Source organism: Duganella sp. 1224 (assembly GCF_013408245.1).
In the GTDB taxonomy this organism is placed as follows: domain Bacteria; phylum Pseudomonadota; class Gammaproteobacteria; order Burkholderiales; family Burkholderiaceae_D; genus Rugamonas.
The window spans coordinates 92651-110346 of sequence record NZ_JACBYS010000002.1; the positions used below are offsets into that span (position 1 = coordinate 92651).

The 17696-nt window shown below is 63.0% G+C and carries 18 protein-coding genes; 12 read left to right on the plus strand and 6 right to left on the minus strand.

Annotation, left to right across the window (positions count from 1 at the left end; genetic code table 11):
* Window positions 1–29: 29 nt before the first annotated feature.
* Window positions 30–302 (plus strand): oxidative damage protection protein, encoded by a 273-nt coding sequence (locus tag FHW58_RS12470; RefSeq protein WP_179673477.1) that lies wholly within the window; start codon window positions 30–32, stop codon window positions 300–302.
* 100 nt (window positions 303–402) lie between these two features.
* Here FHW58_RS12470 and rpiA read toward each other — a convergent pair whose 3' ends face one another.
* Window positions 403–1080, minus strand: a complete 678-nt coding sequence (rpiA, locus tag FHW58_RS12475) for a ribose-5-phosphate isomerase RpiA (protein WP_179673478.1) — start codon at window positions 1078–1080, stop codon at window positions 403–405.
* 148 nt (window positions 1081–1228) lie between these two features.
* Here rpiA and FHW58_RS12480 point away from each other — a divergent pair, with 148 nt between their 5' ends.
* The 5 genes from FHW58_RS12480 to FHW58_RS12500 all read left to right on the plus strand — a co-directional run bounded on the left by FHW58_RS12480 (window position 1229) and on the right by FHW58_RS12500 (window position 4055).
* The gene (locus FHW58_RS12480; RefSeq protein ID WP_179673479.1) at window positions 1229–1600 is read left to right on the plus strand and encodes a response regulator; all 372 of its coding nucleotides are present in this window, start codon (window positions 1229–1231) and stop codon (window positions 1598–1600) included.
* A 2-nt stretch (window positions 1601–1602) separates the two neighbouring features.
* Complete coding sequence (locus FHW58_RS12485; RefSeq protein WP_179673480.1) at window positions 1603–2235, plus strand: chemotaxis protein CheC; 633 nt, start codon at window positions 1603–1605, stop codon at window positions 2233–2235.
* On the plus strand, window positions 2232–3179 hold the full coding sequence (locus tag FHW58_RS12490; RefSeq protein ID WP_179673481.1) for a sensor domain-containing diguanylate cyclase: 948 nt from the start codon (window positions 2232–2234) through the stop codon (window positions 3177–3179). The genes FHW58_RS12485 and FHW58_RS12490 overlap by 4 nt, the downstream gene beginning before the upstream one ends.
* A 2-nt stretch (window positions 3180–3181) precedes the next feature.
* Window positions 3182–3658 carry a DUF6265 family protein gene (locus tag FHW58_RS12495; RefSeq protein ID WP_179673482.1) on the plus strand — a complete coding sequence of 159 codons (477 nt, stop codon included), beginning with the start codon at window positions 3182–3184 and terminating at the stop codon, window positions 3656–3658.
* Between the two features lie 85 nt (window positions 3659–3743).
* Window positions 3744–4055 (plus strand): hypothetical protein, encoded by a 312-nt coding sequence (locus FHW58_RS12500; RefSeq protein WP_179673483.1) that lies wholly within the window; start codon window positions 3744–3746, stop codon window positions 4053–4055.
* Between the two features lie 114 nt (window positions 4056–4169).
* Here FHW58_RS12500 and FHW58_RS12505 read toward each other — a convergent pair whose 3' ends face one another.
* The 3 genes from FHW58_RS12505 to edd all read right to left on the minus strand — a co-directional run bounded on the left by FHW58_RS12505 (window position 4170) and on the right by edd (window position 7700).
* Window positions 4170–5000 (minus strand): alpha/beta fold hydrolase, encoded by an 831-nt coding sequence (locus FHW58_RS12505; protein WP_179673484.1) that lies wholly within the window; start codon window positions 4998–5000, stop codon window positions 4170–4172.
* Window positions 5001–5149: 149 nt separating this feature from the next.
* Complete coding sequence (gene eda, locus FHW58_RS12510) at window positions 5150–5776, minus strand: bifunctional 4-hydroxy-2-oxoglutarate aldolase/2-dehydro-3-deoxy-phosphogluconate aldolase (RefSeq protein WP_179673485.1); 627 nt, start codon at window positions 5774–5776, stop codon at window positions 5150–5152.
* Between the two features lies 1 nt (window position 5777).
* Window positions 5778–7700 (minus strand): phosphogluconate dehydratase, encoded by a 1923-nt coding sequence (edd, locus tag FHW58_RS12515; protein WP_179673486.1) that lies wholly within the window; start codon window positions 7698–7700, stop codon window positions 5778–5780.
* A 217-nt stretch (window positions 7701–7917) separates the two neighbouring features.
* Here edd and pgi point away from each other — a divergent pair, with 217 nt between their 5' ends.
* The 4 genes from pgi (at window position 7918) to FHW58_RS12535 (ending at window position 12487) form a co-directional block, all read left to right on the plus strand.
* Entirely contained in the window at window positions 7918–9570 is a 1653-nt protein-coding gene (pgi, locus tag FHW58_RS12520; protein ID WP_179673487.1) for a glucose-6-phosphate isomerase, read from the plus strand.
* An 85-nt stretch (window positions 9571–9655) separates the two neighbouring features.
* The gene (locus FHW58_RS12525) at window positions 9656–10543 is read left to right on the plus strand and encodes an SMP-30/gluconolactonase/LRE family protein (protein ID WP_229265303.1); all 888 of its coding nucleotides are present in this window, start codon (window positions 9656–9658) and stop codon (window positions 10541–10543) included.
* A gap of 1097 nt (window positions 10544–11640) precedes the next feature.
* Complete coding sequence (locus FHW58_RS12530; RefSeq protein WP_179673488.1) at window positions 11641–11973, plus strand: hypothetical protein; 333 nt, start codon at window positions 11641–11643, stop codon at window positions 11971–11973.
* A 184-nt stretch (window positions 11974–12157) separates the two neighbouring features.
* Complete coding sequence (locus FHW58_RS12535; protein WP_179673489.1) at window positions 12158–12487, plus strand: hypothetical protein; 330 nt, start codon at window positions 12158–12160, stop codon at window positions 12485–12487.
* A 993-nt stretch (window positions 12488–13480) separates the two neighbouring features.
* Here FHW58_RS12535 and FHW58_RS27800 read toward each other — a convergent pair.
* Together FHW58_RS27800 and FHW58_RS12545 are read right to left on the minus strand one after the other, a co-directional pair.
* Window positions 13481–14950 (minus strand): methyl-accepting chemotaxis protein, encoded by a 1470-nt coding sequence (locus FHW58_RS27800; protein WP_179673490.1) that lies wholly within the window; start codon window positions 14948–14950, stop codon window positions 13481–13483.
* 180 nt (window positions 14951–15130) lie between these two features.
* Window positions 15131–15334 (minus strand): hypothetical protein, encoded by a 204-nt coding sequence (locus tag FHW58_RS12545; protein WP_179673491.1) that lies wholly within the window; start codon window positions 15332–15334, stop codon window positions 15131–15133.
* Between the two features lie 3 nt (window positions 15335–15337).
* On the opposite strand from FHW58_RS12545, the gene zwf reads away from it, so the two are divergent.
* Both zwf and FHW58_RS12555 read left to right on the plus strand, forming a co-directional pair.
* Window positions 15338–16810, plus strand: coding sequence for a glucose-6-phosphate dehydrogenase (gene zwf / locus FHW58_RS12550; RefSeq protein ID WP_179673492.1), 1473 nt, complete (start codon window positions 15338–15340; stop codon window positions 16808–16810).
* Window positions 16811–16815: 5 nt separating this feature from the next.
* A complete protein-coding gene (locus FHW58_RS12555) occupies window positions 16816–17670 on the plus strand; it encodes an SIS domain-containing protein (protein ID WP_179674203.1) in 855 nt (284 codons plus the stop codon).
* Window positions 17671–17696 lie beyond the last annotated feature (26 nt).

Consider the following 17696-nt stretch of genomic DNA (forward strand, 5'->3'; position numbering starts at 1 on the left):
TTTTACAGATCGCTTTAGGAGCAACCCACATGGCCCGCACCGTTCAATGCATTAAACTCAACAAGGAAGCCGAGGGCTTGGACTTCCCGCCGTATCCGGGTGAACTGGGTAAGAAGATTTACGAGCAGGTATCGAAGGAAGCCTGGGCCGCGTGGCTCAAGCACCAGACCATGCTGGTCAACGAAAACCGCCTGAACCTGGCCGACCAGCGCGCCCGCAAATACCTGGCGACGCAGATGGAGAAACACTTCTTCGGCGAAGGCGCCGATCAGGCGCAGGGTTACGTGCCGCCGGCGGCGTAAGCCACTTTACCCCGCATCCCTGAGTGGCGGCGCCAGCGCGACCACTTAGGGGTCTGACCCCGTACGGGGTCAGACCCCGCCGGGCAGTGCGGGTCTGCTATCAAAACTTCAACGTCTTCACACCTTCCGCGGTCCCCAGCAGGCACACATCGGCGCCGCGCGCCGCGAACAAGCCCACCGCGATCACGCCGACGATCTGGTTGATCTGCGCCTCCAGCGCCTTCGGATCGGTAATCGACAATCCCGCCACATCCAGCAGATAGCCGCCATTATCGGTCACAAACGCCTCGTCCGTGCCCGGCTTCAGGCGCAGCTTCGGCGTACCGCCCAGCTTTTCCAGTTGACGCGCCACCGACGCGCGCGCCATCGGAATCACCTCCACCGGCAGCGGGAACTTGCCCATCACGTCCACCAGCTTGGAACCGTCGGCGATGCAGACGAACTGCCTGGCCACCGAGGCCACGATCTTCTCGCGCGTGAGCGCCGCGCCGCCGCCCTTGATCATGGCGCCGCTGTTGTCAATTTCATCAGCACCGTCGATGTACACGGCGATGTCCGCCACATCGTTCAGGTCGAACACCTCGATGCCATGGCCGCGCAGGCGCGCCGCCGTGGCTTCCGACGACGCCACGGCGCCCTTGATGTCGCCCTTGATCTTGGCCAGCTCGTCGATGAAGAAGTTGGCGGTGGAGCCGGTGCCCACGCCGATGATCTCGTGTTTCACCACGTAGTCGATGGCGGAGCGGGCTACGGCTTGTTTCAGTTCGTCTTGGGTCATGATAAATACTTAAGAGATGGGGAAATCGGATAACGCTATTTTACCACCCCGATTTTTAGCGAATAACCGTACAACCAAAGCAACAACCGTGATCAGAAAGGCCACGGGATATGCGAGAATGGGTAAAAAGACCGACGGGGGCGAGACCATGACCAGCAGCAAAACTGTTCTGATAGTCGACGACAGCCGTGTCTCGCGCATGATGGCGCGGCAGTATCTGAACAGCCTGCGCGCCCACTGGGTGGTGGAGGAAGCGGCCACCGGCGAGGAGTCGCTGGTCAAGGCGCGCCACACCCCGCCCGACCTGATCCTCATGGACGTCAACATGCCCGGCATGGGCGGCATCGCCGCCGCCGAACAGCTGCGCCAGGAATTCCCGGCCGTGCCGATCTCGCTGCTGACCGCCAACGTGCAGACGGCCACGCGCGAGCGCGCCACCGCCATGGGCATCGGCTTCGTCGAAAAGCCCATCACCGAGGCGCGCATCGCCCAACTGGTGGCCACGCTGGAAGCGGCGTAACCATGTTGGTCCTCACCGAACTCGAAAACGATGCGCTGATCGAGATCTTCAACATCGGCGTCGGCCACGCGGCGGCGTCGATGAGCGCCATCGTCAACGAGGCGGTGCGCATGTCGGTGCCGTCGATCAGCTTCGTGCCGCGCGCCGAGGCGGCGCGGCTGCTGGGCGGCGGCGACAGCGGGCCGGAACGCATCTGCGGCGTCAGCCAGCACTACGCCGGCGCCTTCGAGACCGAAGCCATTCTCATGTTCCCGGAAGATAAAAGCCTGGAGATCGTGCGCCTGATGGTGGGCGAGGCGGTGCCGCTGAAGGAGCTGACCGAGATGGAGCAGGAAGCCATGTGCGAGATCGGCAACATCATGCTCAACTCCTGCGTCGGCACGCTGGCCAATATCTTTCAGCGCGAGCTGCAAGGATCGCTGCCGCAATACCACGTGGGCACCAGCGACCAGATTCTGAGCGCCACCACCGCCGGCAGCCAGGCGGATACCGTGGTGCTGATGCTGCACATCGACTTCCTGCTGGAGAAGCACCAGATCCACGGTTATGTCGCCTTCGTGCTGGCCATCTCGGCGCTGCACGATCTGCAGGACCAGATCAACCTGTACATCGCGCGCGCCGTGGGGCAAGCATGAACGCCTTGCGCCTGCCCCTGCTGGAAAGCGTGTTCTCCACCGTGAACCTGGGCGCGATCGTGCTGGACGGCCAGCGCCGCATCGCGCTGTGGAACACGTGGATGAGCAGGCACTCGGGGCTGGCCAACGAGCAGGTGGTCGGCCAGGAATTCTTCGCCGTCTGCCCGGACCTGCGCGGCGGGCGCCTGGACGCGGCCATCCACTACGCGCTGTACAACAACTTCCCTTCGCTGCTGTCGCAGACGCTGAACAAGGCGCCGCTGCCGCTGTACGCGCGCGACGAGCGCATCCAGCAGGCGGTGGAGGTGACGCCGATCGCGGTGGAAGGCGCGCCGCGCCACTGCCTGATCCAGGTCAGCGATGTGAGCATCGCGGTGGCGCGCGAGAAGCTGCTGCGCGAACAGGCCATGGTGCTGCGCTCGCAAACGTTTTCCGACGGCCTGACCGGCATCGCCAACCGCCGCCACTTCGACGTGGCGATGGAAAAGGAGCACCGCCGTGCCAAGCGTGGCGCGGTGCCGCTGTCGCTGCTGATGATCGACATCGATCACTTCAAGGCCTACAACGACCATTACGGCCACCAGAAGGGCGACCAGTGCCTGATCCAGGTCGCCGCCGCGCTGGCCGGCATGCTGAAACGCCCGTGCGACCTGATGGCGCGCTACGGCGGCGAGGAGTTTGCGATGATCCTGCCCGAGACCGACGTCGATCAGGCCCTGCTGATGGCGGAGGCGATCCGCGCGCGGGCGCAGGAACTGGCGATACCGCACGAGCGCAACACCGACCCGTCGCAACTGGTCACGGTCAGCATCGGCATCGCCACGCAGAAGGCCGGCGCGCCGGTGGAAATCGAAGCGCTGATCGGCGCCGCTGACCGCGCGCTTTACCAGGCCAAGCGCAATGGCCGTAACCTGATCGCCGCTGTCCAACCAAGTGGAGGATGACCATGCGTAGAACATTACTGCTGCTGGCCGGGTTGGCGGCGGGCGGCGCCAGCGCGGCGCCGCTGGACCAGCTGGCGTGGCTGGCCGGCTGCTGGAGCGCCGACGGCGGCGAGCCCGGCTCGGTCGAACAATGGACCGCGCAGGCCGGCGATTCGATGATGGGCATGAGCCGCACGCTCAAGGGCGGCAAGGTGGCCAACTATGAATTCATGCGCATCACCACCGCCAACGACGGCGCGGTGATCTTCCACGCGCAGCCGTCCGGCCAGGCCGGCGACAGCTTCACCGCCACCACGCTGACGGCGACCGAGGTGGTGTTTGAAAACGCCGGCCACGATTTTCCGCAGCGCGTAATCTACCGCTACGAGGCGCCATCGCGGTTGCGCGCCGCGATTGAGGGCACAATCAAGGGCACGCCGAAACGCATCGACTTTCCGATGACGCGCGCGGCCTGCCCCGGCCCGGCGCAGCCGCGCTGACGCCGCAACACTCCTGATTTGCAAGCATATTTCGCGCGCGCGGCGGCCGTGCTACGCTCATCCTGAGCATGAATGGAGGGGCGCGATGCGGTTTAAATTTGAAACCAAACGACACGGCAGGTGCTTCGCCGAGAGCGAACATGACGATGACGCCATCCGGGTCGAGATCTGGTACGACCAGAACACCGATCCGAAAAAAGTCGAGTACCTGCTGCACATCCGGGATGAGCCGCCGCCCAAGCAGATCACCGAAGCCGGCGCGCTGCAGGATGCCACCCGCATCGCCATCAATCACTTCCACGCCACCAGGACCAAGGACGGCGACGAGTTCGAGATGCACTGCAGCCGCATCACCCAGCGCTGGCCCGGCACGCTGTACAACAAGCTGGGTGGCTGATCCAGATGCGCCGCAAAGCCGGCGACGCCGGTCGCCATTCCCGGCTACGCGCTGGTCATGCTCAGGCACGAACGCTCCCACCGCGCGCCAAGCAGTCCACCCATGGCTGCGCGATCACCTCACCCGATCAATCTCCTGACGACCACGCAGGTCGGCCAGGAACTGGGCCAGCAGGGCGTTGAAGGCGCCGGGGCGTTCACGGAAGGCGGCGTGGCCGGCGCCGGGAATGCGGTGGCATTCACCGGACCACAGATTGGCATATTGCAGGCAGTCGATGTAGTCGAGATTGACAATGCTGTCGTCGGCGCCGTTGATGACGGCCAGCGGCGTATCAATGTGCTCGACCACCCAGCGCTGGTCGACGCCGGCGCCGGCGCGCGCGGCTTCAAACATGGTTTTGCGCGCCAGGCCGTCTGCGCGCGCCAGCGCTACCCGCAACTGCGGGTTGAAGGAGGCGCCGAAGATTTTTTCGCCGAAGGCATTCACGTCGTCTGCCGACAGGTGCTGCTGCGAGCCGTACTTCATGCCCGGCGACGGGCGGAAGCCCTCCGACATTACCGTGCCTACCGGCGGCGTACCGCAAATCGCCACGCCGCGCAGTTCCGGCAGACGCGCCATCACCTCCAGCGCGATATGGCCGCCCAGCGACCAGCCGAAGATCACCGGCCGCTCCAGCGCCAGCTTGTGAATCACCTCGACGACAGCGTCGCCGAAGCCGGGCCGGGTGTAGGTGCGCGCCGGATCGAGCGCGTTATCGGACTTGCCATGGCCCGGCAAGTCGATGGCGATCAGCCGCCAGCCATCCGGCAAAGGAGACTGAAACTGCGGGCGGAATACCTCGCTGGACGAGGAATTCCCGTGAATCATCAAGAGCGCCACCGCGCCCTGGCCGCTCTCCTCCACCGCGATCCTGCCGTGGGAAGTCTGAATACTGTATGACTGCATCTGCGCATCCTCCGTGTTGAACGCGAAGGTAGCACGAGAAAAAAGCCGGGAGCTTAAGCCCGGCTTACAATGCGCCCGCAGGCGCGTGCGGTATTTCCTGTCCGGCCCGGCCGCGCCGCCTTGCGGGCTGGCGTGGGCCGGCCTGCGGATTACACCCGCAGGCCGCTGGCGGCTTTGGCCAGGTCGGTGATGCGGCCCCAGTCGCCGGCGGCGATGGCGTCTTTCGGCGTCAGCCACGAGCCGCCCACGCAGGCGACGTTCTTCAGCGCCAGGAACTGCGACGCCGTCTCTTGCGAGATGCCGCCGGTCGGGCAGAAGGTGACGTCCGGCAGCGGGCCGTAAATCCCGTTCAGCATGCCGACGCCGCCCGCCGGCACCGCCGGGAACAGCTTCAGTTGCTTGAAGCCCTGTTCACGCGCCACCATCACTTCCGACGGCGTCATCACGCCCGGCAGCAGCGGCAGGCCGCTGCTCTTGGCGGCGGCGATCAGCGCCGGCGTCAGGCCCGGCGACACGCCAAACACCGCGCCGGCGTCGCGCGCGGCGACAAACTCCTCCGGCTGCGTCAGCGTGCCGACGCCGACGATGGCGCCTTCCACTTCGGTCATCGCCTTGATCGCGCCCAGGCCATGCTTGGTGCGCAGCGTGACTTCCAGTACGCGGATGCCGCCGGCCACCAGCGCTTTCGCCAGCGGCACGGCGTGTTCAGGTTCGTCAATCGCGATCACCGGGATCACGGCCGAAGTACGCATAATGTCGAGCAGAGACAGGGTCATATCAGGCATCTTTCTTGGTCGAGAAATCTTCATCGGAACCCGGCACGGTATTACCGACCGGCTCTTTGTCGTGCAGGCCCACCGTGGTGGGAATCGGCGACGGCAACGGGAACGTGGTGGCGCCCTTCTCGGCCTCGCACACGGTGCTGCGGAACATCGAGAACAGCTCGCGGCCCATGCCCACGTGGTTGACCGACATGTCGGCGTGCGCCAGCGAGCGCGCGTGCCACACGGCCGAATCCACCAGCGCCTCCAGCGTGCCGGTTTCGGCGCAGACCTTGATGATGTCGCCGTCGCGCACCAGGCCCAGCGGACCGCCAGCCAGGATCTCCGGCGACACGTGGATGGCCGCCGGCACCTTGCCCGAGGCGCCGGACATGCGGCCATCGGTCACCAGCGCCACCTTGCGGCCGGCGTCCTGCAGGTTGGCCAGCGCCGGGGTCAGCGCGTGCAGTTCCGGCATGCCGTTGGCGCGCGGGCCCTGGAAGCGGATCACGGCCACGAAGTCGCGGTCCAGCTGACCGGCCTTGTACGCGTCCATGAAGTCTTCCTGCGAATTGAACACCAGCGCCGGCGCTTCCACGGTGCGGTGCTGCGGCTTGACGGCCGACACCTTCATCACCGCGCGGCCCAGGTTACCCTGCACCAGCACCATGCCGCCGTCCGGCGAGAACGGGTTGTCGTGCTTGCGCAGCACCTTCTCGTCGCCCGATTCGGCCGGCGAATCCTTGAACACAACGCCCTTGTCGCCCTCGCCCAGGAACGGCTCCGCGCAGTGCTTGCGCAGGCCCTTGCCCAGGATGGTGGTGACGTCGTCGTGCAGCAGGCCCGCGTCCAGCAGTTCGCGGATGACGAAGCCGGTGCTGCCGGCGGCGTGGAAGTGGTTGACGTCCGCCTCGCCGTTCGGGTAGATGCGGCACAGCAGCGGCACCACTTTCGACAGCTCGTCGAAATCGTTCCAGTCGATCACGATGCCGGCCGCCTTGGCGATGGCCGGCAGGTGCAGCGTGTGGTTGGTGGAGCCGCCGGTGGCCAGCAGCGCGACGATGGCGTTGACAATGGCCTTCTCGTCGACCACATGGCCGACCGGGATGTATTCGCTGCCCTGGTCGGTGATGACGGCGGCGCGCTGGGCGGCGGCCTTGGTCAGCTCATCGCGCAGCGGCGTGTTCGGCGTGATGAAGGCGGCGCCCGGCAGGTGCAGGCCCATGACTTCCATCAGCATCTGGTTGGAGTTGGCGGTGCCGTAGAAGGTGCAGGTGCCGGCGCCGTGGTAGGACTGCGACTCGCCCTCCAGCAGCTCGGCACGGCCAACCTTGCCTTGCGCGTACAGCTGGCGGATCTTGGCTTTTTCGGAATTCGACAGGCCGGTGGTCATCGGGCCGGCCGGCACGAACACCGCAGGCAGGTGGCCGAAATGCAGCGCGCCGATCAGCAGGCCCGGCACGATCTTGTCGCACACGCCCAGGTACAGCGCCGAGTCGAACATATTGTGCGACAGCGCGATGGCGGCGGCCATGGCGATGGCGTCGCGCGAGAACAGCGACAGCTCCATGCCCAGCTGGCCCTGGGTGACGCCGTCGCACATGGCGGGCGTGCCGCCGGCAAACTGCGCCACCGCGCCGACTTCGCGCACCGCTTGTTTGATAATGTCAGGGAAGCGCTCGAACGGCTGGTGCGCCGACAGCATGTCGTTGTATGCCGAGACGATTGCCACCGACGGCTTCTTGATCTCTTTCAGCACCAGCTTGTCGTTGGCGGGGAAGGCGGCAAAGCCGTGCGCCAGGTTGGTACAGGCCAGCGTGCCGCGCTGCGGCCCCTTGACGCGGGCCGCTTCGAGATGGGCCAGGTAAGCGCCGCGCGATGGTTTGCTGCGCTGAATAATGCGGTTGGTGACAGTTTCCAGGACTGGATGCAACGCCATGATCGTTCCTTATGAATGGATTCCGTGAAATTTTACTACAAAATTGAGAAGCCCACCGGCTTTTCTTATATATACGGGCTGGCGTTGGCTGGCGATCCGTAACATGGTTACACCAGTCCTTTTGCCAAGGTAAATATGGGGGCGCGATAGCCAAACCGTAGTGAATTTACCTGTTTTTCCTGTATCATTCGATCATCCTTCCACATCTGCCAACATTATGCGCCAGCCTGCACTCACCACCACCGCCAGCTTCCAAGCCCTGGCCTCCCACGCCGTCGACGCCAAGCACTGGACCCTGCGCCAGTTGTTCGCCAGCGACGCCCAGCGTTTTCCCAAGCTGACCGTCGACGCGGCCGGCCTGTTCCTGGACTATTCCAAGAACCGGCTGGACGCCACCACCGTCGGCCTGCTGCTCGACCTGGCCCGCGAACGCGGCGTGGAAGCACAGCGCGACGCCATGCTGCGTGGCGAGAAGATCAATCTTACCGAACAACGCGCGGTACTGCACACCGCATTGCGTATGCCGCGCGGCAAAGCGCTGGTCGTCGACGGCCAGGACGTCAACGCCGACGTCCACGCGGTGCTCGACCACGTCAAGGAATTCACCGACCGCGTGCGCAATGGCCAGTGGCTGGGCTACAGCGGCAAGCAGATCACCGATGTGGTCAACATCGGCATCGGCGGCTCGGACCTGGGGCCAAAGATGGCCGTGCTGGCGCTGCGCTCGTACGCGCATCCGCGCCTGAAGATGCACTTCGTCTCCAACGTCGACGGCCATGACATGGACGCCGCGCTGGCGCAGGTCAATCCTGAAACGACGTTGTTCATCATCGCCTCGAAGACCTTCACCACCGCCGAGACCATGCTCAACGCCGGCACCGCGCGCACCTGGTTCCTGCAACACGGCGGCACGACCGAGCACCTGGCCAAGCACTTCGTGGCCGTGTCCACCAACACCAAGGCCGTGGCGGAATTCGGCATCGACACCGCCAACATGTTCCCGTTCTGGGACTGGGTGGGCGGCCGCTACTCCGTATGGTCGGCGATCGGCCTGTCGGTGGCGCTGGCGGTGGGCTTTGGCTACTTCGCCGACTTCCTGGCCGGCGCCCACGCGATGGACGAACACTTCCGCGAGGCGCCGCTGGAGCAGAACATGCCGGTGCTGCTGGCCATGGTCGGCTTCTGGAACCGCCAATTCCTCGACGCCACCTCACTGTCGATCGCGCCGTACCACCAGGACCTGAACCGCTTCCCGGCCTATCTGCAGCAACTGGACATGGAATCCAACGGCAAGCGCGTGACGCGCAACGGCGCCGAGGTGGACACCGTCACCTGCCCGGTGGTATGGGGCGAATGCGGCACCAACGCGCAGCACGCGTACTTCCAGCTGCTGCACCAGGGCACCGACGTCACGCCGATCGACTTCATCGCCGCGCTGCGCGCCACGCACGATCTGGCAGGCCATCACGACGCGCTGCTGGCCAACTGCTTCGCGCAGTCGGAAGCCTTCATGAAGGGCAAAACCGCGGACGAGGTACGCGCCGACCTGGCCGGCCAGAACCTGACGCCGGAGCAGATCGACGAACTGGTGCCGCACAAGACCTTCCCCGGCAATCGTCCGTCCAACACCATCCTGATGGACCAGTTGACGCCGGGCGCGCTGGGCGCCTTGATCGCGCTGTACGAGCACAAGACCTTTGTGCAGGGCGTGATCTGGGACGTCAACAGCTTTGACCAGTGGGGCGTGGAGCTGGGCAAGGTGCTGGCCAAAAACATCCAGTCGGAACTGACCGGCGAAGTGAAACCGGAACGTCACGACAGCTCGACCAATGGCCTGATCTTCATGGCGAAGGCAGCCCAACACATTTAACCAACGTCGCCCCGGCAAATGCCGGGGCCCATGCCGAGTGCGCAGTACTCCGCACGGGCAGCATGACGGCTTGAGCCCAACACATATGAACATCAAAGTAGCTTACGACGCAGTGATGCAAACCGGCGAATGCCCGCTGTGGCATCCCGAAGAACAAGCCCTGTACTGGGTCGACATCCCCGCCTTCACCGTGCACCGGCTGGACCCGGCCAGCGGCGCGCACCGCTCATGGAAACTGGCCAGCGAACCGGCCACGCTGGCCATCAGCGACGCCGGCGGCCTGATTGTCGCCATGCGCAGCGGCTTCGCGCACCTGGACACCGACAGCGACGAGGTCAAGCTGACCGACATCGCCGCCGCGCCCTACGACCAGAAGATCACCCGCTTCAACGACGGCCACGTCGACCCGGCCGGCCGCTTCTGGGTCGGCACCATCTACGAACCGCGCGACAAGCCGGCCGCCGAGATGTACGTGCTGGAACAGGGCACGCTGCGCCAGGCCTGGTCGGGCGGTATGACCAACTCCAATGGCCTGGGCTTCAGCCCGGACCAGAAGACCATGTACCACGCCGACACCGCCGCCCACCGCGTCTACCGCTACGACTACGACGTGGCCACCGGCACCGTCAGCAACCAGCAGACGCTGCACCAGTTCTCGGCCGACAAGGAGAACAACTACGGCGGCCGTCCGGACGGCGCCGCGGTCGACAGCGAAGGCAACTACTGGGTGGCGATGTTTGAAGGCGCGCGCATCGTCAAGCTGTCGCCGACCGGCGAGCTGCTGGGCGAGATCAAGCTGCCAGTGCGCTGCCCGACCATGCCAGCCTTCGGCGGCCCGGATCTGCGCACACTGTACGTCACCAGCGCCGGCGCCCGCCCGGCGGCGGAGCTGGAACAATATCCGCTCAGCGGCAAACTGCTGGCGATCCCGATGGACGTCACCGGCCGCACCGAACCGCGCTACAAGAAGTAACTCTCCCCCGCGTCCGACGCCCCTGCCGGACGCAATTGCAAAAATCCCCAAGGCGGCCAAAGGTCCTTACTCCAAACCGCCAGTTTGCGCCTTCGCCGTCATTCCGGCGCACGCCGGAATCCATAGAACAGCGGTATGCCAGCAAAGTATGAATTCCCGCTTTCGCGGGAATGACGGAGCGACGGCGAGCGGGCGGAAACCGACAGTTGTATCAAGGACAGCAGTTTTTCAGCCAGAAAAACTCTTAAATTCCCACCTCATTGCGGCCTCGGTACAGGTTTAATCTTCGGACGGACGCTTAAGCAGCAAGCTCCGTGCAACAATCTGTGAACCTTTCCAATAAGCAAACTGCTATCCTGAGCGGGACAGCATCCGGTCAGAAGCGAACAAGCACGGAAATGAGAGACTGCCCATGAGAGAGCTAAAGTTTAACATTTTTGGAACACTCATCGCCGTGAGTGGCTCATGCGGGGCTTGGCGAGCTTATTACCTCGGGACAGACGGAAAGCGCCGACCAGCGGATTTTATCGTGCCCCGGAATGTTGTCGAAGATGAGCTTTGTGAGTATCTGGCGGATCTCTATCATGAGAACGCAACTCCACGAAATTGCAACGCAGTGCAATTGATGTGAGATCTAGGCCAGCTAAGAAAGACTGCCACCTGCCGATGAACGCTCCCGGCCAATTGCAGTCGTTCAGAAAAATGGAAGTTGATTATGTATCGAAGTGCTTTGGCGTGGACGCCGCTGTTGCTGCTACTGGCTGGCCTGTGTATCCCAGAGTCATATTGGTGCTCGCCTATAAATCCAGGAGGCAAAGAGCTGGCATGCGGATATGATTACGCAAAAACAGAAATTAAAACCACTATCGTTTTAATGCAGATTTTCGGTGCTTGCGCCTTCATTGCAACCGCTTGGCATGCTACTCAGCGAAGGCTGTCGGCATGGGGCCTATCAGGGTTAGTCATATCGGCCCTCTTAGTAGGATTGATGGCGTTGTTAAAGCTTCGATACGGCTTTGATGACTCACCATGACAGGCTGACAGCGGCCAGAAGCGGCCTGTCAGGAAAACGAAGTCGATGATAGACAACGCTAAAAATGAGTATTAAGAACCAACTACCCAAGACGATTACGGTCACGCCTGACGGTGATGAAATCGGTTCGCCAGAGGTGGCGAATGGCATACATCACTTTCTGTCGGCGTCTGTCAACGTCGCTAACAAGGACATCTGCCTGAGTTTTTCAACGCGTCGAGCAATGTACGACTTCGCGGTATCTCTGTTGCAAGAGGCAGTGTATGGAAATGGTGGTATGGTCAACGGCAAAGGCGGCCTTAAGGAATTCCTTCCATCGAACGATGAACGCGTTGTTGATGGTGTTCGAGTTAAGGCCGACAGCTCTCGTGTTTTTGTCTTTTATGATGAAGGATAAAGGTCTTCGTAAATAACACGCGGACCGAAATCGGCCAATACCGGACATTGAAACTGAGATGACATGACGGAAAATTTTAAAAAATCGGCGTATGTTCTCTCGATGCTCATCAACTCCGGCTTACTAGCGTTCTACGCGCTCACGCATGTGCTACAAACTCGATTGCTGTTCGGGACTCTGTTAATTGCTTTCGCCTTTGTTGGTGGTGGCGCATGGCTCTATTTGCCTTGGTCCAGAGGCACCTTCGATCGGCACGGATGAAAAGGTAGCTGAAGCAAAGATGAAAATCCTTGCGTCAAAGCTCACTCTTCCAGATGGCAGCGATCAGGACGACGCCCACATGATCTTAATGTCGGCTGGGCTTGGAAAATTTGTCAAATTCAATTACACGGCAAAGAACATGACCTCCGACGATTTCGCAAAACGTTCGCGCGAAATTGTTGAAGCCTTTGTACGCTTTAATGGTGCAACAATGAAAGCCTTCCTTATTGACCGAAAAAGTAAAGCTGGGTAAGCCGAAATTGACAAACGAGCCCAACCATTTCATTAACTCGGACGCGCTAGCGCGCCGACCATGCGGCACACTGAATTATGGCTTAGATGCGATTGCATCGTAGACTATTAAAGCACTGGCGTGAGGCGTTGAAAGCGGGGGATTACAATTTTTCTCGACCTAGCTGAAACCGGACGAGGTGATCATTCTGCTGCGTTCTGAGGTCATATTGATGCGATACGCGGCGTGGATCGTAAACACAGTTTGGTTACAGGTAACTGCGGCGCATAACGGCAAGTTGCGGTCATTCGTCGGGCAAGTCAAACTTCAAAAGAAAAAATTCAAGTGATGTATCCATTTATTCCTAAATCAACAACCCATCTGATTCGTGGACAATTTTGGCCCATTCCTCTGTCGAATGGCCAATACGGTGTTGGTTGCGTAGTGGGAGCAATGCTAAAAAATGGCTTGAAGAATAGCCGGGTATTTATAGCTGGTGTACCTCTGTGGATTGGTGACGAGCCTCCCACTGCACAAAATCTGTTCCAAATAAAGCTTTATAAATACGGATTTTTGCATATTAAGAGCATTAAAGAGGTCGGGTTGCCGATTGTAGGTGAGGCGGAAATCGAATGCGAAAGTGCTCCGTTTAGTGCGGAGTCCTTAGAGTTAACGACCTGGGGATACGGGTTTCCGCGAGCGCTATGCGAAAGACTTCTACTTTCTAGAAACTTGTAGGCATTTACTTCGATGTCCGCCAAGGGGCGCAAGCTGCCTGTCGCGGCTAGGTTTGACACTGACCGACTGGTTAAGGCAGGGAAGCTATTTTGAAATGGTAGCCGCTCAGCAGCAGTGGCAGGAACATGCAAGGCTTGCGTATCGTTGACTGGTAGTGGCAAACCATGCGCTGGTGATTGCTCGTTTTATCCGCGCCATTTCCAGTGGAGGCAAAGGGGACTGGAGCAGCCTGCAGGGCGAGCGTCCTGCAGGCGAAAGCAACCGCGTTCAGTCGAATCAATGGCTGGTATGCGCGAGGCGACGGGCCGAAGCGCTGGTATCGACGCCGCCCGCGTCCAGCTTGAAGGCCGCCACCAGCCGCGCCAGGTGCTGCGCTTCCTGCGCCATGGCGTCGGCCGCCGCCGCGTCCTCCTCGACCAAAGCCGAATTCTGCTGCGTGGTCTCATCAAACTCGACGATGGCGCTGTTGATGCGTTCGATGCCTTCGTTCTGCTCCTGGTTGGCGTTGCTCATCTCGCCCATGATGGCGGTCACGCGCTGCACGCTGTCCACCACTTCCAGCATGGTGGCGCCGGCTTCGTCCACCAGCTTGCTGCCGCCCTCCACCGTCTGCACCGTGTTGCCGATCAGTTCCTTGATCTCCTTGGCGGCCGCGGCCGAGCGGTGCGCCAGGCTGCGCACTTCGGACGCCACCACCGCGAAGCCCCTGCCCTGCTCGCCCGCGCGCGCCGCTTCCACCGCCGCGTTCAAGGCCAGGATGTTGGTCTGGAAGGCGATGCCGTCGATCACCGAGATGATGTCCACGATCTGCCGCGACGAGGCGTTGATGGCGCCCATGGTGTCGACTACCTGCCGCACCGCCTCGCCGCCCTTGGCCGCGATGGAGGAGGCGCTCTGCGCCAGCTCGTTGGCCTGGCGCGCGCTTTCGTTGTTGGCGCGCACGGTGGCGGCCAGGCGCGCCATCGACGCCGCCGTCTGCTCGATGCTGCCGGCCTGGCGCTCGGTGCGGCGCGACAGCTCGGCGTTGCCTTGCGCGATTTCGCCGGAGGCGCCGGCAATCGTGTGCGCGCCGTCGCGCACGCCGGCGATGGTGTCGCGCATGGTTACCAGCATTGCCACCAGCGAGCGCGCCAGCCGGCTGCGCGGCCTGGCCTCGGTGGCGGACAGGTCGATGCGGCCCTCGATCGCCGCCAGCGCCGAGACGATGCTTTCCAGCTCGCCGGCCTGGATGGCGGCGCGGCGCAGCACGGTGGCCAAAAAGATCAGCACCGCCGATTCCACCACCACGTAGGCCGCGTGGATGAACACGGTGGACAACTGCGGCCGCGTGAAACACATCACGCCATAGCCCCATTCCTGCAGATAGTGGAAGCTCAGGTGATGCACGGCGATCACGGCGGCCGCCACCACGATCGGCTTCCAGTCGCGGTAGGCCAGCAGAAACGCCAGGTAGACGAAGATGCCGAAGTGCAGCTCGGTCAGCGCGGCCGCCTGGTGGATGTTCAGCGCCGCGAACACCATCACCGACACCGCCACCACGCAGCGCGTCAGCACCGCGCCGGGCGCCGTGTAGTGCAGCACGCTGGGCAGGCCGGCCGCCGGCAGGCCGATCAGCAGCGCCAGCATCCAGGTGTCGTTGAGGCCGGCCAGCGCCAGCGAAAACAGTTGCAGCGCCCACAGCACGCACAGCATCATCTTGTCCGCCTGGACGGCGATGGCCTGCAAGGGGTCGTAAGGCTTGGTCATATATCACTCCCGGCCGGCACACAATGACGGGCCAGCTTATAATTTGCGTGGTGATGAACGGCGGGGCGACGGCCGGTGGTTAGCGGTGCCGCGTAACGGCGGCGCATGCGGGGGAAACTCCGGCGCGGCCGGCGCAGTCGGGCGCGCGGCGGCGGGGATGCACATGCAGGAATGCGGCCATTATATAGCGCGGTTTGCCAGCTGGAAATTAAGTGCGCAAGCATGCGCGCCGCGCGCAACACTAGCATGCTGCCAGTCTGCCGCCGTCATCGGGTGATGTAGTAAAATTTCTTGCAAACCACCCTTATAAGTAGTAAATTTACAGTGGCGGCCGCAGCCAGCTCGCGGCCATTCCTTCGGCACTTTTTTTGCGACGATTTTCATACTATGGCTCTTTCCGATTTTGATCTGGTTCTGTTTGGCGGCAGCGGCGATCTGGCGATGCGCAAATTGCTGCCCGCGATGTACGCGCGCGATGTCGCCAACGACCTGCCCGCCTCGGCCCGCATCATCTGCGTCGGCCGCGCGGACGCCAGCCAGGAAGACTTCCTGCAAACCGTCGAGACCACCTCCAAACCGCTGATCAAGTCGCCGGCCGTGATTCCGGCCATCTGGGAGCGCTTCACCAAGCGCATCGTCTACGTCTCGCTCAACGCCACCGACGCCGGCAGCTACAAGACGCTGGTGGAGGCGCTGCGCAAGGACGAAGCCATCACCAAGGTCTACTACCTGGCCACGCCGCCGGCGATCTTCTCGCAGATCTGCGAGGCGCTCAAGGCCAACGGCCTGGTCACGCCGAACTCGCGCGTGGTGCTGGAAAAGCCGCTCGGCCGCGACCTGGCCTCGGCCAAGCAGATCAACGCCGAAGTCGGCAAGGTGTTCGAGGAATCGCAGATCTACCGCATCGACCACTACCTCGGCAAGGAAACCGTGCAGAACCTGCTGGCCCTGCGCTTCGGCAACATCCTGTTCGAGCCGCTGTGGCGCCGCGAATGGATTTCCGACGTCCAGATCACCATCGCCGAGAAGCTGGGCGTGGGCAACCGCATGGGCTACTACGACACCTCGGGCGCGCTGCGCGACATGCTGCAGAACCACCTGCTGCAACTGCTGTGTATCGTCGCCATGGAGCCGCCGACCTCGATCGCGCCGGACGCCGTGCGCGACGCCAAGCTGCAGGTGCTGCGCTCGCTGAAAAAATTCACGCCGACCACGCTGGCGCAGAACATCGTGCGCGGCCAGTACCGCGCCGGCCACGTCGACGGCAAGGCGGTGCCGAGCTACCGCGACGAGCCGGACGCGCCGGAACATTCGCGCACCGAGACCTTCGTGGCCATGAAGGCCGAGATCGACACCTGGCGCTGGGCCGGCGTGCCGTTCTACCTGCGCACCGGCAAGCGCATGGCCGACGGCCTGGCCGAAATCGTCGTGCGCTTCAAGCAGATCCCGCACTCGATCTTCAACCAGCCGACCAACAGCTTCCAGCCGAACTCGCTGGTGATCCGGCTGCAGCCGGACGAGGGCCTGCGCATGAATTTGATGGCCAAGACGCCGGGCGACGGCATGCGCCTCAAGCAGGCCGAGCTGGAACTGGACTTCCGCGAGCAGTTCAAGTCGCCGCGCATGGAAGCCTACGAGCGCCTGCTGCTGGACGTGCTGCGCGGCCAGCTGACGCTGTTCATGCGCGGCGACGAACTGGAAGCGGCGTGGGAGTGGGTCGAGCCCATCCTCGACAACTGGGAGGCCGACGACAGCTATCCGCTGCCGTACGCCTCCGGCACCTGGGGCCCGGCCGCCGCCTCGGCCCTGATCGGCCGCGACGGCCTGCAGTGGCGCGAAGAAGTGCTGCCCGAGGACTGATGTCGATGCTGCTGGATTCCATCCGTACCCAACTCGACTCGCTGTCCAAGTCGGAGCGCAAGGTGGCGCTGGCCGTGCTCGAACACCCGACGCAGACGGTCAACCAGAACATCACCGCGCTGGCCAAGAGCGCGCAGGTGTCGGAGCCGACCGTGGTGCGCTTCTGCCGCACGCTGGGCTATGACGGCTGGCACGAGTTCAAGCTCAAGCTGGCGCAGGGCCTGGCGCTGGCCCTGCCCGGCCTGAACGAGCAGCCGACCCAGGACGACCTCGCGGCCGACCTGGTCAACAAGATCTGCAGCCGCTCGATCAACACCCTGCTCGACCTGCGCAACAACCTCAACCCGGAGCAGATCCAGAAGGCGCTGGACATCCTGTCCAAGGCCAACAAGATCGAGTTCTACGGCCAGGGCACGTCCGGCATCGTCGCCGCCGACGCCCAGCACAAGTTCTTCCGCTCGGGCGTGCCGACCGTGGCCTACGCCGACCCGCACATCCACAGCATCGCGGCGGCGCTGCTGCGCACCGGCGACGCGCTGGTGGCCATCTCGCAGCGCGGCAACAGCCCGTCGCTGGTGCGCTCGGTCAAGCTGGCCAAGCGCGGCGGCGCCGAGGTGATCGTGCTGGCGCCGTCCGGCACACCGCTGGCCGACCTGGCCACGGTGCTGATCCCGATCGACCTGATCTTCAACATCGACCCCTACACGCCGATTTCGGCGCGGCTGGCCTACCTGGTGGTGATTGACGTGCTGGCGGTGGGCCTGGCGCTGCAACGCGGCCCGGAATTCCGCAAAAAAATGCAGAACGCCCAGAAGGCGCTGCAGGAATTCGATCTGCAGTTCGATTCGTTCATCGGCTAGGCGTCTTTAAGGCGGGTGTGCTACAG

What these genes read in the sequence shown, in the direction of transcription:
- FHW58_RS12470 (WP_179673477.1), top strand. Translation starts at nt 30, where the DNA reads ATGGCCCGCACCGTTCAATGCATTAAACTCAACAAGGAAGCCGAGGGC.
- rpiA (WP_179673478.1), bottom strand. Translation starts at nt 1,080, where the DNA reads ATGACCCAAGACGAACTGAAACAAGCCGTAGCCCGCTCCGCCATCGAC.
- FHW58_RS12480 (WP_179673479.1), top strand. Translation starts at nt 1,229, where the DNA reads ATGACCAGCAGCAAAACTGTTCTGATAGTCGACGACAGCCGTGTCTCG.
- FHW58_RS12485 (WP_179673480.1), top strand. Translation starts at nt 1,603, where the DNA reads ATGTTGGTCCTCACCGAACTCGAAAACGATGCGCTGATCGAGATCTTC.
- FHW58_RS12490 (WP_179673481.1), top strand. Translation starts at nt 2,232, where the DNA reads ATGAACGCCTTGCGCCTGCCCCTGCTGGAAAGCGTGTTCTCCACCGTG.
- FHW58_RS12495 (WP_179673482.1), top strand. Translation starts at nt 3,182, where the DNA reads ATGCGTAGAACATTACTGCTGCTGGCCGGGTTGGCGGCGGGCGGCGCC.
- FHW58_RS12500 (WP_179673483.1), top strand. Translation starts at nt 3,744, where the DNA reads ATGCGGTTTAAATTTGAAACCAAACGACACGGCAGGTGCTTCGCCGAG.
- FHW58_RS12505 (WP_179673484.1), bottom strand. Translation starts at nt 5,000, where the DNA reads ATGCAGTCATACAGTATTCAGACTTCCCACGGCAGGATCGCGGTGGAG.
- eda (WP_179673485.1), bottom strand. Translation starts at nt 5,776, where the DNA reads ATGACCCTGTCTCTGCTCGACATTATGCGTACTTCGGCCGTGATCCCG.
- edd (WP_179673486.1), bottom strand. Translation starts at nt 7,700, where the DNA reads ATGGCGTTGCATCCAGTCCTGGAAACTGTCACCAACCGCATTATTCAG.
- pgi (WP_179673487.1), top strand. Translation starts at nt 7,918, where the DNA reads ATGCGCCAGCCTGCACTCACCACCACCGCCAGCTTCCAAGCCCTGGCC.
- FHW58_RS12525 (WP_229265303.1), top strand. Translation starts at nt 9,656, where the DNA reads ATGAACATCAAAGTAGCTTACGACGCAGTGATGCAAACCGGCGAATGC.
- FHW58_RS12530 (WP_179673488.1), top strand. Translation starts at nt 11,641, where the DNA reads ATGAGTATTAAGAACCAACTACCCAAGACGATTACGGTCACGCCTGAC.
- FHW58_RS27800 (WP_179673490.1), bottom strand. Translation starts at nt 14,950, where the DNA reads ATGACCAAGCCTTACGACCCCTTGCAGGCCATCGCCGTCCAGGCGGAC.
- FHW58_RS12545 (WP_179673491.1), bottom strand. Translation starts at nt 15,334, where the DNA reads ATGAAAATCGTCGCAAAAAAAGTGCCGAAGGAATGGCCGCGAGCTGGC.
- zwf (WP_179673492.1), top strand. Translation starts at nt 15,338, where the DNA reads ATGGCTCTTTCCGATTTTGATCTGGTTCTGTTTGGCGGCAGCGGCGAT.
- FHW58_RS12555 (WP_179674203.1), top strand. Translation starts at nt 16,816, where the DNA reads ATGCTGCTGGATTCCATCCGTACCCAACTCGACTCGCTGTCCAAGTCG.